We start from the raw sequence: 14392 nt of genomic DNA on the forward strand, positions 1-14392 counted from the left end.
CTGATGTTTTGCTTTAAAATGGTCGGAGTGGAGAGATTCGAACTCCCGACCCTCTGGTCCCAAACCAGATGCGCTACCAGACTGCGCTACACTCCGCCGAGGCGATGGCTGGGGGAATACACGGTTCACCCAGACTGCGCAACAGGGAAATTCATCTTTGTTCACTCTCGGCTTTGGCGAGCAAAACGTAACATCGAAACGACAGAGTGCGATCTGGCTGCTGGGGGATAATCGTCTTGACTCTCACCTGAAGTCAGTCCATTTCAAATTCAACGTTCCTGACACGATTTGGTTATTCTATTCAGGTACGTGATGAACAATTCGGGGTGTTGCGCCCCACTGTCCAACCGGAGCAGTTTCGACATGTCTGCGAAGATTTACCGCCCTGCAAAAACCGCCATGCAATCCGGCAAGGCGAAGACCAATGTCTGGGTTCTGGAATTCGACGCCGAGGTTCCGCGCAAGATCGATCCGATCATGGGTTATACCTCCAGTTCCGACATGAAGCAGCAGGTGAAGCTGAATTTCGAGACGCAGGAACAGGCCGAAGCCTATGCACAGCGCAAGGGCATCGAATACCGCGTCATCCAGCCGAAGGAAGCGACCCGCAAGGTGGTTTCCTACACCGACAATTTCCGTTTCAACCGCACCCAGCCCTGGACGCACTGAAACACGACGATCAAAGTTTTTTTGCCGGAGTATCGATTGCCCGGCATAACGGCCCCTTAGCTCAACTGGATAGAGCAACTGCCTTCTAAGCAGTAGGTCGCAGGTTCGAGTCCTGCAGGGGTCGCCACCTTCCATTTGTCCAGACCGGAGACATAGGTAACAGTTTGTACCTAAGACATAGGTGACAATCTCGTGCCGAACGGATTGTCGATTGTTTGCAGCGTTCTCTGTTCCAGGTCGATATATCCTAGATCGTAATGCATGAAGCTGACGAGCCAAATGCCGTCTTCCACCTCCTTTAATCCCAGTTTCTGTCCGGCCAGTACGGTCGATATATTGATCTTCTTGCGAAAGAGGCAGGCGCGTCCGCAATTGGTGACGATGATGTCTCGATCATGGAAGGGATAATCGATCTCCGGCAGGCCAAGGTAGGGGCGCAAAGAGGCGGTATAGAGATCAGCAGGCACTTTCATGCTGATCGCCTCATGCGGCCTCTCGCCATTGAATTCGCTGACGAATGCATCAAAGCGTACCTGTTGCTGGAGAAGGCTACGTTCGGGTGGGCGAGTTGCCTCCTTCTTCAATGTCAGATGCATACGCTCATGCCGGCCGTTCTGCTGTGGATGGCCCGGTTTGATGCGCTCGATCGCTATCCCAAGCCTCAACCAGAAAACCGACAGCTTCGACAGATTGTACAGCCCGTTTGGTGAGGCAAAAGGTAGCCCGTTGTCCGAGCGTATCGCCTGAGGCAGGCCATGTTCGGCAAACAGGCGGCGGAAGGCTTCGATCACGGCTTGCTCTCGTGTCGATTCGAAGGCTTCGCAAGCCAATAGATAGCGGGATGCCTGATCGGTTACGGTCAAAGGGTAACAATAACGGCCATCCCCAAGTTTGAACTCGCCCTTGAAGTCGGCGCACCACAGATCGTTGGCATTGACGGCTTGCGACAGCGTGGTGCCCATGGCCTTGTTTGCCCGGTTCCTCTTGCGGGCCTGGCGCACAAGGCCATGGCGGTCGAGCACCGCATGTACGGTGCTGCTCGCCGGAATACGGACGTCGCCAGCGAGCTTTTTCACCAGCAGTTCGCGGATCTTGCGCGCACCCCAATGAGGCTTCTCCTTTTTGAGGCGCACGATCATTGCCTCGACGGGATCGGGGAGTTGGTTGGCGTAGCGCACCGGACGCCGGGAGCGGTCCGTCAGAGCTTCAAGCCCGTCGTCCTTGTAGCGATAGAATATCTTGTAGCCGGTCTTGCGCGATATGCCGAAGTCCCGGCACACCTCGCTCATTCCTTCGCCCTCCAGCAAACGGGCGACAAAGCGTAGACGTTCTTCCATAACCGAAGTCTCTCTCCACGGCATCAACACCTCCCGCAAAGCGAAAAGTGTTACCCATGTCTCCGGTACAAAACGTCACCTATCTCTCAAGTCGGACATTTGACGATTGCGGCTCAGCCAGCCGAGGGAATCCAGATCGCGGAGCTGTCGTCGCCGTAAGGTATCGCATCGCCCTCCAGCGCGCAGATGCCGATCCAGGCGCACACCACGGCGTCCATCATGTCTTCGAAGGCCTTCATCTCCCAAGCGCGAGCATTCGCCTGCGGAACGATCAATGCATCGGCAACGCCCGCGATACGCTCATCGAGATGAGCGACAATGAAACGCCATACGTCGATGAGTTTGGCGCGCCGGACAGGAATGGGATCTGATCGCCAGTAGTTACCGATTTTCGAGTGTTTATAGGGAAGCCGCTTCTCGGATTTCGTTAATTCGACCAGTGCCGGGTGTGGATAGACCTCGAGCAGTCCCCGCCCGGAAATTTCCCTAGTCAACAATGGATAACCCGCGCTTTCAAATGCGAGCTTGAGATCGTCGCTGATCTTGCCCGGCCTCAGTGCATTTGGGGTGTGGGTGCTGCAATAACGCGCGCCGTAAGCCGATGACACACGATTATCCGACACTCTGCGGGCCCTGATCGGGGCATTGGAGAGCGGCATATCAATCGCGATGAGATTGACGTTGCATCCGGCAAGCGATTCCGCGGCATTCAGAAGCGCTGTCGCCTGCGCAACCGAACCCCGGGGACGATCAGTGCGGGCGGATGTTTCCAGTAGAAGTGCGAGAAAATGATCATAGGACGAGGCGGCAGCCCGCAGGCGCCAGTGAAGGCCGTCCTTGATGACCAGCGCCACGCCGCTCGGCTCGGTCGCCGTCCATGCGGCGTCAATCCCCAATATGGCGCTCACACCATCGCCCCCAGCGTACCCGCCGCAAGCAGCCGAGCCCTACCCCCGCCCCATCAGCGTAAAATACCCCCAAGCAGCCACAAAAAACGCGATGACAACAACAATCGTCAGCGTCTTCTTCGTTTTCGGCCCCATCGGCTGACGCGGTTTTTTCGGCGGCGCCGGTTTGCGGAACTTCACCACGTTGTCGTTCATTCTATCATCGTCCTGAATGTCGCTGCTGAAACCTTTGCCGTCTCTGTGGCATCGGTCTTTTCAATACCTATCTCTAGCAGACCAGAACTATCATAAATATTACCAAGTTTTCACTTCACCCTAGAGGCAAGCTATGTCACTTCCCACAATCGGAAGAATACACAGCGACGGACGGATGGACAAACCGCAGAGTGGAAACAACCCTCTGTGGTATTTTGAATTTTGCGGGTGACGAGAATGAATGACGCCAACGGCAATGGCCGCGATACACCAGACACCCAGCCCGATCTGCGTGAGATTCTGGGAACGAACAGAAACGGCCGAAAGAAGAAATCGCGCCGGTTTCTTTATATCGCGGCGGCCATCGTGCTGATTGGCGGCGGTCTTGGTTATTATTACCAGTCGCGCGCGGCGGGTGTTGCCTATAACTACACCACGGAACCTGCGCGTCAGGGCGATCTGTCCGTCATCGTCACCTCCACCGGCTCGGTTCAGCCGACGGATCAGGTCGATATATCGAGTGAATTGTCGGGCACGGTGCGCAAGGTCAATGTCACCTATAATAGCCCGGTAAAGGCAGGAGACGTTCTGGCGGAGCTGGATACCAACAAGCTGGAGGCCGACGTCCAGAGCGCCCGCGCCAAGCTGGCCTCCGCCAAGGCCAATGTGCTGAAGGCGCGCGCCGATCTCGGCTCGGCCAAGACATCCATGGAGCGCCTGCGGTCGCTGGTGCAGAATCGGGTGTCCAGCCAGCAGGATCTGGATGCCGCACAATTCACCCACGATGCCGCCGCTGCCACGCTGGAGGTGAACGAGGCAACCGTGCTTTCGGCGGAAGCCGATCTGCGGCTCGCCGAGGTCAATCTCGGCAAGGCCAAGATCGTCTCGCCCATCGATGGCGTGATCCTCACCCGCAGTGTCGATCCCGGCGCCACCGTCGCCTCCTCGCTCAACGCCCCTGTGCTCTTCACCATCGCCGGCGATCTGCGTCATATGGAATTGCAGGTTTCGGTGGATGAGGCCGATGTCGGCAAGGTGGAGACCGGGCAGAAAGCCACCTTCAATGTCGATGCCTATCCCGACCGCAGCTTCCCGGCCGAGATCGAGACTGTCCGCTTCGCCTCTGAAACCGTTTCCAACGTGGTGACATACAAGGGCATATTGACGGTCGATAATGAAGAACTGCTGCTGCGCCCGGGCATGACGGCGACCGCCAATATCGTCGTCGAAGAGATCAAGGATGCGCTGCTGGTGCCGAATTCAGCGCTGCGTTATACCCCGCCGCGCGAATCCGCCTCCCGTGGCGGCGGGTTGATGGGCCTGTTCCGCCCGCCCCGCATGGGCCGTTCGCAGAACCGCGACGCCGGCCAGGCGGCGCGGGGCAAAAGAACCGTCTGGGTGCTGCGCAACAACGCGCCCGTCTCCGTCGCCATTGAAACCGGCTCCACCGATGGCCAGCATACGGTTGTAAAATCGGGTGAGCTGAAAGCCGATGACCAGGTGATTACCGACGCTACGGCCCGCAACGCCGGCTGACGGGGAGAACCGCATGCAACAGCCGCCGCTCATCGAATTCCGTGATGTCGTCAAGCAATATGGCCGGGGCGAAGCGACCATCCGCGCGCTCGATGGTGTCAGCCTTTCCATTCGTGAAAGGGAATTCGTCGCCATCATGGGGCCGTCAGGCTCGGGCAAATCCACCTCGATGAACATCATCGGCTGTCTGGATGTGCCCACGGCTGGCGAATATCTGTTTCAGGGCGTGCCGACCAGCGGCTTCGACAATGAACATCTGACGCTGCTGCGCCGGCACATGCTGGGTTTCGTCTTTCAGGGCTTCAATCTTCTCTCCCGCACCTCGGCGGTGGAAAATGTCGAGCTGCCGCTGGTTTATCGCGGCATGAAGGCCTCAGAGCGGCGCGCCCGCGCCATGGAGGCGCTGGCGCAGGTGGGTCTTAAGGGTCGCGAGGATCACACCACGCAGGAGCTTTCCGGCGGCCAGCAGCAGCGTGTGGCCATTGCGCGCGCCATCGTCACCCGCCCTGCCCTGCTTCTGGCCGACGAACCGACAGGTAACCTCGACACGAAGACCAGCAACGAGATCATGGAGCTGATCACCGCGCTCAATCGCGACAGGGGTATCACGGTCGTCATGGTCACCCATGAAGAGGACATCGCCGCCCACGCCGGACGCCTGCTGCGCTTCGTTGATGGCCACCTCGCCTCCGACAGCGCGGTCGACAACAAGGAGACCGCCGATGTTCTTTGAAACGTCGCGTCTTGCGCTGCGCGCCATCAGCCGCAACCTGCTTCGCTCCTTCCTCACCGTGCTCGGCGTCGTCATCGGTGTCGCCGCCGTCATCGCCATGGTCACCATCGGCAACGGCACCACGGAACAGGTGAAATCGGAACTGTCGCGGCTCGGCACCAACATGCTGTTCGTCCGCCCTGGCCAGTTCGGCCCCGGCCGCGCCAGCACCGAGGCCAAGCGCTTCGATGACCGCGATGTCGAAGCCATCCGCAATCAGATATCGGGCATCCGCGCCGTTGCCCCGCAGAACCGCAGTTCCGCCGCAACCGTCATTTTCGGCGGCAAGAACCACCAGACGAGCGTCATCGGCACCACCAATGACTATCTGATCGCGCAGGACTGGACCATCGCGCTCGGCCGCGACTTCCAGCCGGCCGAAGATCGAGGCGGCCAGATCGGCTGCATCATCGGCGAAACGGTGCGTCAGGAACTCTTCGGCGCGGAAAACCCTGTCGGGCAGACGATCCGCGTCAGCAACATCTCCTGCCCCGTCATCGGTGTTCTCGCCCGAAAAGGCCAGTCCGGCCTCGGAGACGATCAGGACGACACCATCATCATGCCGCTGAAAATCCACCAGCGGCGCATCGGCGGCACCACCACCATTTCCTCGATCATGGTTTCGGCGCAGGATGGCGTTTCCACCGCCAAGGTGCAGAGCGACCTGCAGAACCTGCTACGCGAGCGCCGCCGCATCAGCATCGGCCGCGAAGATGACTTCACCGTCAACGACATGACGCAGATCGCCTCGGCCATGACAGGCACGACGACGCTGCTGACCGGGCTTCTGGGTGCAGTCGCCGCCGTCAGCCTGCTGGTCGGCGGAATCGGCATCATGAACATCATGCTGGTGTCGGTAACCGAGCGCACCCGCGAAATCGGCATTCGTCTCGCCATCGGCGCGCTGGAAAAACAGGTGCTGACGCAGTTTCTGGTGGAAGCCGTCATGCTCTCGGCCTTCGGCGGCCTTGTCGGCATTCTCACGGGTCTCGGCCTTGCTTATGGCGTCGTCAGCTTCCTCAACGTGCCCTTCGTTACCAGCCCGTCGATCATCTTCCTCGCCTTCGCTTTTTCAGCGGCCATCGGGGTGATTTTCGGCTATTTCCCGGCGCGGCGGGCAGCGAGTTTGAGCCCGATCGAGGCGCTGCGGCACGAGTGAGACGAGCCGTCGAGACTGCAACGGCCTCTACGGAAAAGGTTCATGATTGACGGAGAGTTTCGATGTTCAAATCGGTATCGGACAGCGCCGCTGCCGCAGACGGCGGTTCGCTTGCGCTCTTCGTGGAACGAATTGACGGACAAACGGAACTGTTTGTGATCAATCGCTCCCTCGCATCACGCGGAACACCCGACTACAACAAAGTCAGTTCCAGCCTTCGACCACTTGCCGAGGAAGATTGCGGGAAGATCGCAGCAGCTCTCGAGCCGCTTTTGACAACGACGCTGTCGATTCATCCGCTGGCGGATTTTATCGATACGCTGAAACAGCAATCATCCCAATGATTGGAAAAATGGCGCAGCCAATCAAACGCTGGCCTCGGCCTCGCGCTGCTTCGCCAGAGCCGCGAGATCCGCGGGCTTCAGTTCCACCGATTCGCCGCAGCCGCAGGCGGAAGTCTGGTTCGGGTTGTTGAAAGTGAAGCCGGATCGCATCTTGGTCACCTCGAAGTCCATCTGGGTGCCGAGCAGATAAAGCACGGCGGAAGGCTGAACCCACACCTTTGCCCCGTCGAATTCGACCAGATCGTCCTTCGCATCCGCTTCGGTCACGAGGTCGATGGTATATTCCATGCCTGCGCAGCCGCCCTTCTTGATGCCGACTCGCACGCCCTTGGCGTCCGGGCCGGAATTTTCGACGATTGCTTTAACGCGCGAGGCGGCAGCCCCGGTCATGGTCATAACTGCGAAGCCCATGGGCCCATTCTCCTTCGACAATCGAGTTCAAGGCTCGATGCTTATGGAATTCAATTTAAGTTCGCCTGACGATGTCATCAAGGGATGACTTCAGTCAAAATCAAATCAGTACCAGCCGACAGCAACCTGCGCTTCTTCCGACATCCGGTCCGGCGTCCACGGCGGGTCAAAGGTCATTTCGACCGTAACGCCGGAAACACCCTCGACGGCGCCGACCGCGTTTTCCACCCAACCGGGCATTTCGCCCGCCACCGGGCAACCGGGTGCCGTCAGCGTCATGACGATCTTGACCATCCGGTCGTCCTCGATGTCGATCTTGTAGATCAGGCCGAGTTCGAAAATATCGGCTGGAATTTCCGGGTCGTAGACGGTTTTCAACGCCGAGATCACGTCGTCGCTGAGACGCGCCAGCTCGTCAGGCGGAATGGAAGACGGCTTTGCCGCTTCTTCGGTCGCATCGGATGTCTTTGCAGTGGCTTCCGCAGTCATGGTCTGATCCTCAATCCTGATCTCATTCATGCCGATATCAGGCGAAAAATTTGCGCGCATATTCCAGCGCCTCAACAAGAGAGTCTACTTCGGCGCGGGTATTGTAAAGGCCGAACGACGCCCGGCATGTGGAGGTGACGCCGAAGCGTTTCAAGAGCGGCATGGCGCAATGCGTGCCGGCACGCACGGCAACGCCGCGCCGGTCGATCACCATCGAGACATCATGGGCGTGAATGCCCTCTAGCTCGAAAGAGAAGATACCGCCCTTGTCAGGCGCATTGCCGATGATGCGCAGAGAGTTGACCTCGCGCAACCGCTCGGCGGCGTAGGCGGCAAGATCGGCCTCGTGGGCCGCAATCGCGGCGCGGCCGAGATTATCCATATAATCGAGCGCATAACCGAGCCCGATCGCCTGCACGATGGGCGGCGTGCCGGCTTCGAAACGATGCGGCGGCTCGTTATAGGTGACATTTTCTTCGGAAACGTCGAGGATCATCTCGCCGCCGCCCTGGAAAGGCCGCATCTCGCGCAAGCGGTCGGCCTTGCCATAGAGCACGCCGATGCCTGAGGGACCGTAGAGCTTGTGGCCGGTCATCACATACCAGTCGCAATCGATGTCACGAACATCGACCGGCATGTGAACGGCACCCTGCGAACCATCGATCAACACCGGAATGCCGCGCTCATGGGCGATGCGGCAGATTTCCTTGACCGGCATGATGGTGCCGAGCGCATTTGACATATGCGTGATAGCGACGAGCTTGGTGCGCTCCGTCAGGCTTTTTTCGAAAGCCTCGATATGAAACGCGCCATCATCGTCAACAGGCACCCACACGAGCTTGGCGCCTTGCCGCTCGCGAATGAAGTGCCACGGCACGATATTGGAGTGGTGCTCCATGATCGAGATGACGATCTCGTCGCCCTCGCCGATCTTGGGCATGCCGTAGCCATAGGCAACCGTATTGATCGCCTCGGTGGAGGATTTGGTGAAGACGATCTCGTCCACCGAACCGGCATTGAGGAACCGGCGCACCTTTTCGCGCGCCGCCTCATAGGCGTCGGTTGCGGCATTGGAGAGAAAATGCAGGCCGCGATGCACATTGGCGTATTCGTTCGCATAAGCATGCGAAACGGCGTCGATCACCACCTGCGGTTTTTGAGCGGACGCGCCGTTGTCGAGATAGGTGAGCGGCTTGCCATAGACCTCGCGCGACAGGATCGGGAAATCCTTCCGCACGGCTTCGATGTCATAAGGGGCCGCCAATGCGGCGCGTTCGCTCTCAGGCATGATGTTCCAGCCAGCCGGAGATGATCGTCTCCAGCGCCTCTACCAGATTTTCTTCTTCCAGTTCCTCGACGATCTCGGCAACGAAGGCGTTGACGAGCATCGCCCGTGCCTTCGCCCGCGGCACGCCGCGCGCCATCAGGTAATAGAGATGATTGTCGCTGATATCGGCAACCGTCGCGCCATGGCCGCACTGAACGTCATCGGCAAAGATTTCCAGTTCCGGCTTTGCCGAGAACTCGCCATCGTCGGACATCAGCAGCGTATTGCAGGCCATCTTCGCGTCGGTCTTCTGGGCATCGGGCGCCACCCGGATCATGCCCTGGAAAATGCCCTTGGCACGGTCGAACACCACGTTGCGGAATACTTCCGTCGAGGTCGTGTTCGGCACGTTGTGGCCGAGAACCATCGTCACGTCGGTATGGGTTTCGCCGCCCAGGAGGTTGACGCCGCGAACGATGAGGTCAGTGCCCTCGCCTTCCACATCGATGCGCAGTTCCTGGCGCACCAGCTTGCCACCGGCATTGACAATGAACAGGCGAATCTTGGCGTCCGCGCCGATTTTCATGCGCAGCTGGCCAAGATGGATATCGGCCGCCCCCTGTTGCTGCAGGATGATCCAGGTCACTTCCGCGCCATCCTCGACAACGATATCGCTGACCGAGGACACGAGAGCCGCATCAGAAGTCACCGAAAGGTGACGCTCGATGACGGTTGCCTTGGAACCCTTGCCGAAACGGACCGGGAAGCGGCTGTGAACCTGGCCTGCGCCATGGACCGCCTGCAATTCGATCGGCTTCTCGATATCGGCATCGGCCGGTATATCGAGCACCAGGCCATCGCGCACGAAGCTGCCATTGATGCGGCCAATCGCGTCATCCTTGCTGGCTTCAGCAAGGCCGGCGGCGGCGGAACCATCGAGCAGGCTTTCGGCAAAGCGCGACACGCGAACATCTTCAATCTTGCCGATATCGGCCGTGCCATGCTGCACATAGGCAACCAGCGAGCCGGCAACCGTCGGCGCCAGCTTCTCGATAACAGGCGCCGGCTGGTCTTCCGGAACGGCGCGCAGCAGGCTCTTCAGATCGGTATAGTGCCACGCCTCGATGCGGCGGGTCGGAAGACCGCCGGTTTTGAGATCATCGAACAGCACGTCACGCGCGGCAACCACGGCACCATCGCCCGGCAATTCGCTGAACTTGGCGGTGTAGGCGTCGACCAGCGCGGTTTCCGCTGGCGTCAGCCGGTTGGTAGCTTGAATGTTCATGGACATCACCTCCTGGCCTTTGACTTAGGCCGCTTCACCGATGATGTCGGCGTAACCGTTGTTTTCCAGCTCCAGCGCCAGCGCCTTGTCACCCGAGCGGATGATCTTGCCCTTGTAGAGAACGTGAACGCTGTCAGGCACGATGTAATCGAGCAGGCGCTGATAGTGGGTGATGACGACGGTGGCGCGATCCGGCGACTTCAGCGCGTTGACGCCATCAGCCACGATCTTCAGCGCGTCGATGTCGAGACCGCTATCGGTTTCGTCGAGAACGCAGAGTTTCGGCTCAAGCAGCGCCATCTGCAGGATTTCGGCGCGCTTCTTCTCACCACCAGAGAAACCGACATTCAGCGGACGCTTCAGCATCTCCATGTCGATCTTCAGGTCGCCGGCCGCTTCCTTGACGCGGCGGATGAAGTCCGGCGTCGTCAACTCGGACTCGCCACGCGCCTTGCGCTGCTCGTTCATCGCAACCTTCAGGAACTGCATGGTGGCGACGCCGGGAATTTCGACCGGATACTGGAAGGCCAGGAAAATGCCCTTGGCGGCGCGCTCGGCGGCGTCCAGTTCCAGAATGCTCTCGCCGTTATAGAGAATGTCACCGGAGGTGACTTCGTAATCTTCGCGGCCCGACAGGATGTAGGACAGCGTCGACTTGCCGGAACCGTTCGGCCCCATTATGGCGGCGACTTCACCGGCGGCAACCTTCAGGTTGAGGCCCTTGATGATCTCGGTTTCGGTATCGGCGATCTTTGCGTGCAGGTCGATGATTTCAAGCATGTTCAATTCTCTCGATCTTGTTTTCTCTCTCTGGAAGAGAAACGTTCAAATGTCTCAGGTCTCAGCGCATCGGTCAGCCAAAATATTACCGCCAAACCGATACCGCTGCCTATCAGAAGAGGCCCGGCGAAAGTCCAACCCGCCAGCAGCCCGCCAACTCCCACAAAGATGCCGCACATCGCTACGAACATGCAAAGCAGTATGAAGAGCGCAAGACCGCCAAGCCGGGCTGTCCCCATCAGCCGACCGAACCTTCCAGCGAAATGCCGATCAGCTTCTGCGCTTCCACGGCAAATTCCATCGGCAGTTCCTGAATGACTTCCTTCACGAAGCCGTTGACGATCAGCGCGATGGCCGCTTCCTCAGGAATGCCGCGCTGCAGGCAATAGAACAGCTGGTCTTCGGAAATCTTCGACGTCGTCGCCTCGTGCTCGAAATGCGCAGACGAGTTCTTCGCCTCGATGTAAGGCACGGTGTGTGCGCCGCACTTGTCGCCGATCAAAAGCGAGTCGCACTGCGTGAAGTTGCGCGTGTTGGTCGCCTTGCGGTGGGCAGAGACCTGACCGCGATAGACGTTTTCCGAAAAACCGGCGGCGATACCCTTGGCGATGATGCGGCTCGACGTGTTCTTGCCGAGATGGATCATCTTGGTGCCACTATCGATCTGCTGATGGCCGTTGGAGACCGCGATCGAATAGAATTCGCCACGGCTGTCATCGCCGCGCAGGATGCAGGACGGATATTTCCAGGTGATGGCCGAACCGGTTTCCACCTGCGTCCACGAAATCTTCGAGCGGTCGCCACGGCAATCGCCGCGCTTGGTCACGAAGTTGTAGATGCCGCCCTTGCCTTCCTTGTCGCCCGGATACCAGTTCTGGACGGTGGAATATTTGATTTCGGCATCGTCGAGCGCCACCAGTTCGACAACGGCAGCGTGAAGCTGGTTCTCGTCGCGCTGGGGAGCCGTGCAGCCTTCCAGATAGGAGACGTAAGCCCCCTCTTCAGCGATGATCAGCGTGCGCTCGAACTGGCCGGTGTTCTTCTCATTGATGCGGAAATAGGTGGAAAGCTCCATCGGGCACCGCACGCCCTTCGGCACGAACACGAAGGAACCGTCGGTGAAGACAGCCGAGTTCAGCGTGGCGTAGAAATTGTCCGTCGTGGGAACAACCGAACCGAGATATTTCTTCACCAGTTCCGGATGCTCGCGCACGGCCTCGGAAATCGACATGAAGATCACGCCGGCCTTCGCCAGTTCCGCCTTGAAGGTGGTGACGACGGAGACACTGTCGAACACGGCATCCACGGCAACCTGACGCTTTTCGACGCCAGCGAGGATTTCCTGTTCTTTCAGCGGAATACCGAGCTTTTCATAGACCTTCAGCAGCTCCGGGTCGACTTCATCGAGCGACTTCGGGCCGGGGGTGCTTTTCGGCGCGGCATAATAATAGAGATCGTTGAAGTCGATCTTGGGGTAGCTGACGCGCGCCCAGGTCGGCTCTTCCATCGTCAGCCAGCGCTTGTAAGCCTCAAGACGCCATTCCAGCATCCATTCCGGCTCCTGCTTCTTGGCCGAGATGAAACGGATCACCTCTTCCGAAAGGCCCTTCGGGGCCTTGTCGACTTCGATTTCGGTTTCGAAGCCGTATTTATACTGGTCCACATCGATCTGGCGGACCTGATCGATCGTTTCCTGAACCGCTGCCATGTCGTTCTCCAATCTCGCCGGAGCCAAGGTCCGGTGGCTTGTCAACGTATCAAGGCGGAAAGCCGCCTTATTCATCTTCGGGCAAATCGTTCCGAGCCGTTAAACGGGGCGGAGCTTATACCCATGTAAGTGCGGGATGGCGCTTTTCACACATCCCGGCAAGCGGAAAATTGCTATTCCGCAATTCTTTGCCGCATTTTAAGCGGCCTGACCGGAAAGCCTGCGCCGCCCGGCAATTTTCGTGAACGCCGCAAGCGTTCTGTCTATATCCGCCTCGTCAGTCGCGTGACCGAGGGAAATCCTGAGCGCGCCGAGCTTGGGATCATGCCCCATCGCGCTCAGCACATGGCTTTCGCCCACCTTGCCGGAGGAGCAGGCCGAACCGGCAGAGAGCGCGATGCCTTCTATGTCGAAGGCGATCTGTCCCGTTTCCGCTTTGAGGCCCGGCAGGGTGAAGAAGGTCGTATTCCCCACGCGGGCGACATCGGCACCATGGATGATGACGTCGGGCGCATTGACCCGCATGCCGTTTTCCAGCTTTGCCCGCAGCGCGCCAAGACGCGCCGCTTCGTCCGCCAGCTTCTCGGCAGCCACGACGGCCGCTGCACCAAAACCGATGACCGACAGGGTATTTTCCGTACCCGAGCGATGGCCCTTCTCCTGACCGCCGCCATGGATCAGCGGTTTCGGCATCATCACCTCGCCGCGCGAAATGAGAGCGCCGGCACCCTTCGGGCCACCGAGCTTGTGAGACGAGAGAACGAGGAAATCCGCATCGAGAGCATTGATATCGAGCGGAATGCGGCCCGCCGCCTGCACGGCATCGACCACCATCAATCCGCCTGCCGCATGCACAAGCCGCGCGGCTTCCGCCACAGGCTGGAGAATGCCGGTCTCATTATTGACCAGCATGCAGGCGACCATCGGCAGACCAGTGGACTTGTCATGCGACGACAGCAGCACCTCAAGCGCCGCGAGATCGACGACACCCGCTGACGTGACGGGAATTTCCGTAACGTCAGCCTTGCCGAACCGGCCGCCTTCCCGGAAAGCGGGATGCTCGATGGCAGACGCGTAAAGGCGGCCATAACGCACAGGCGCGCGCCCCATTTTGAAATCCGGCGTCAAAACCAGATTGGCCGCTTCTGTCGCACCGCTGGTGAAGGTGGCATGCGACGCCTGCGCGCCGGCAAGGGCGGCAACATCGCGACGGGCAGCCTCCACGGCGGCGCGGGCAGCGCGCCCTTCCCGATGCACGGAAGACGGGTTGCCGGCAATTTCCAGCGCAGAGACAAGAACATCCCGCACGGCGGGCAGAAGCGGCGCCGTGGCGTTCCAGTCCATATATGTGCGCGTTAAACCCGTCATAGCGGAAAAGCTTCGCTCAATCTTATATGCGCCAAAACGCATTTTTCTTGAAATTACAGTTGCGCTTGCCTTATGACACGACCCGAGTGCTTAAGCACACGCAAAGTTTCGAATTATTCTAAACTGCGTTCTAGAAAAGATGACACAGTTCGTCAAGTCTTCTC

15 protein-coding genes and 2 tRNA genes are annotated in these 14392 nt (G+C 59.1%); 6 read left to right on the forward strand and 11 right to left on the reverse strand.

The genetic code is table 11. The features are described 5' to 3' along the window. Positions 1–19 precede the first annotated feature (19 nt). Positions 20–96: transfer RNA gene (locus O9X91_RS03340), tRNA-Pro, on the reverse strand. A 267-nt stretch (positions 97–363) separates the two neighbouring features. Between O9X91_RS03340 and O9X91_RS03345 the strand changes: the two genes are divergently transcribed. Both O9X91_RS03345 and O9X91_RS03350 read left to right on the forward strand, forming a co-directional pair. After that, the gene (locus O9X91_RS03345) at positions 364–669 is read left to right on the forward strand and encodes an ETC complex I subunit (protein WP_077982056.1); all 306 of its coding nucleotides are present in this window, start codon (positions 364–366) and stop codon (positions 667–669) included. A gap of 50 nt (positions 670–719) precedes the next feature. Beyond that, positions 720–796, forward strand: a tRNA-Arg gene (locus tag O9X91_RS03350). A 43-nt stretch (positions 797–839) separates the two neighbouring features. Here the strand turns inward: O9X91_RS03350 and O9X91_RS03355 are convergent. From O9X91_RS03355 to O9X91_RS03365, 3 genes are all read right to left on the reverse strand, one after another. Beyond that, positions 840–2030: an IS481 family transposase gene (locus O9X91_RS03355; RefSeq protein WP_269834263.1), complete on the reverse strand. Its 1191-nt coding sequence runs from the start codon at positions 2028–2030 to the stop codon at positions 840–842. A gap of 89 nt (positions 2031–2119) precedes the next feature. Then, positions 2120–2914, reverse strand: a complete 795-nt coding sequence (locus O9X91_RS03360; RefSeq protein ID WP_244614310.1) for a DUF429 domain-containing protein — start codon at positions 2912–2914, stop codon at positions 2120–2122. Positions 2915–2953: 39 nt separating this feature from the next. Then, positions 2954–3109, reverse strand: coding sequence for a hypothetical protein (locus O9X91_RS03365; protein ID WP_142914307.1), 156 nt, complete (start codon positions 3107–3109; stop codon positions 2954–2956). Positions 3110–3346: 237 nt separating this feature from the next. Between O9X91_RS03365 and O9X91_RS03370 the strand changes: the two genes are divergently transcribed. The 4 genes from O9X91_RS03370 to O9X91_RS03385 all read left to right on the forward strand — a co-directional run bounded on the left by O9X91_RS03370 (position 3347) and on the right by O9X91_RS03385 (position 6920). Beyond that, positions 3347–4645 (forward strand): efflux RND transporter periplasmic adaptor subunit, encoded by a 1299-nt coding sequence (locus tag O9X91_RS03370; protein WP_142914306.1) that lies wholly within the window; start codon positions 3347–3349, stop codon positions 4643–4645. A 13-nt stretch (positions 4646–4658) separates the two neighbouring features. Then, a complete protein-coding gene (locus O9X91_RS03375; RefSeq protein ID WP_142914305.1) occupies positions 4659–5378 on the forward strand; it encodes an ABC transporter ATP-binding protein in 720 nt (239 codons plus the stop codon). Beyond that, complete coding sequence (locus tag O9X91_RS03380; RefSeq protein WP_142914304.1) at positions 5368–6576, forward strand: ABC transporter permease; 1209 nt, start codon at positions 5368–5370, stop codon at positions 6574–6576. The genes O9X91_RS03375 and O9X91_RS03380 overlap by 11 nt, the downstream gene beginning before the upstream one ends. A 62-nt stretch (positions 6577–6638) precedes the next feature. Then, positions 6639–6920, forward strand: a complete 282-nt coding sequence (locus tag O9X91_RS03385; protein WP_142914303.1) for a hypothetical protein — start codon at positions 6639–6641, stop codon at positions 6918–6920. A 21-nt stretch (positions 6921–6941) separates the two neighbouring features. On the opposite strand, the gene sufA is transcribed toward O9X91_RS03385, so the two are convergent. The 7 genes from sufA to O9X91_RS03420 all read right to left on the reverse strand — a co-directional run bounded on the left by sufA (position 6942) and on the right by O9X91_RS03420 (position 14228). Then, entirely contained in the window at positions 6942–7331 is a 390-nt protein-coding gene (gene sufA, locus O9X91_RS03390) for a Fe-S cluster assembly scaffold SufA (protein ID WP_142914302.1), read from the reverse strand. A gap of 105 nt (positions 7332–7436) precedes the next feature. Further along, the gene (locus tag O9X91_RS03395) at positions 7437–7820 is read right to left on the reverse strand and encodes an SUF system Fe-S cluster assembly protein (RefSeq protein ID WP_077982880.1); all 384 of its coding nucleotides are present in this window, start codon (positions 7818–7820) and stop codon (positions 7437–7439) included. A gap of 37 nt (positions 7821–7857) precedes the next feature. Beyond that, a complete protein-coding gene (locus O9X91_RS03400; protein ID WP_142914301.1) occupies positions 7858–9108 on the reverse strand; it encodes a cysteine desulfurase in 1251 nt (416 codons plus the stop codon). After that, positions 9101–10372, reverse strand: a complete 1272-nt coding sequence (gene sufD, locus O9X91_RS03405; protein ID WP_137410588.1) for a Fe-S cluster assembly protein SufD — start codon at positions 10370–10372, stop codon at positions 9101–9103. Before sufD ends, O9X91_RS03400 begins: the two co-directional genes overlap by 8 nt. Positions 10373–10396: 24 nt before the next feature. Next, positions 10397–11152 (reverse strand): Fe-S cluster assembly ATPase SufC, encoded by a 756-nt coding sequence (gene sufC, locus O9X91_RS03410; protein ID WP_003522658.1) that lies wholly within the window; start codon positions 11150–11152, stop codon positions 10397–10399. 238 nt (positions 11153–11390) lie between these two features. Further along, complete coding sequence (sufB, locus tag O9X91_RS03415) at positions 11391–12860, reverse strand: Fe-S cluster assembly protein SufB (protein WP_142914300.1); 1470 nt, start codon at positions 12858–12860, stop codon at positions 11391–11393. Positions 12861–13058: 198 nt separating this feature from the next. After that, positions 13059–14228, reverse strand: coding sequence for a cysteine desulfurase family protein (locus O9X91_RS03420; protein ID WP_269834025.1), 1170 nt, complete (start codon positions 14226–14228; stop codon positions 13059–13061). Positions 14229–14392 lie beyond the last annotated feature (164 nt).

Source organism: Agrobacterium salinitolerans (assembly GCF_027498475.1).
GTDB classification, from domain to species: Bacteria; Pseudomonadota; Alphaproteobacteria; order Rhizobiales; family Rhizobiaceae; genus Agrobacterium; species Agrobacterium salinitolerans.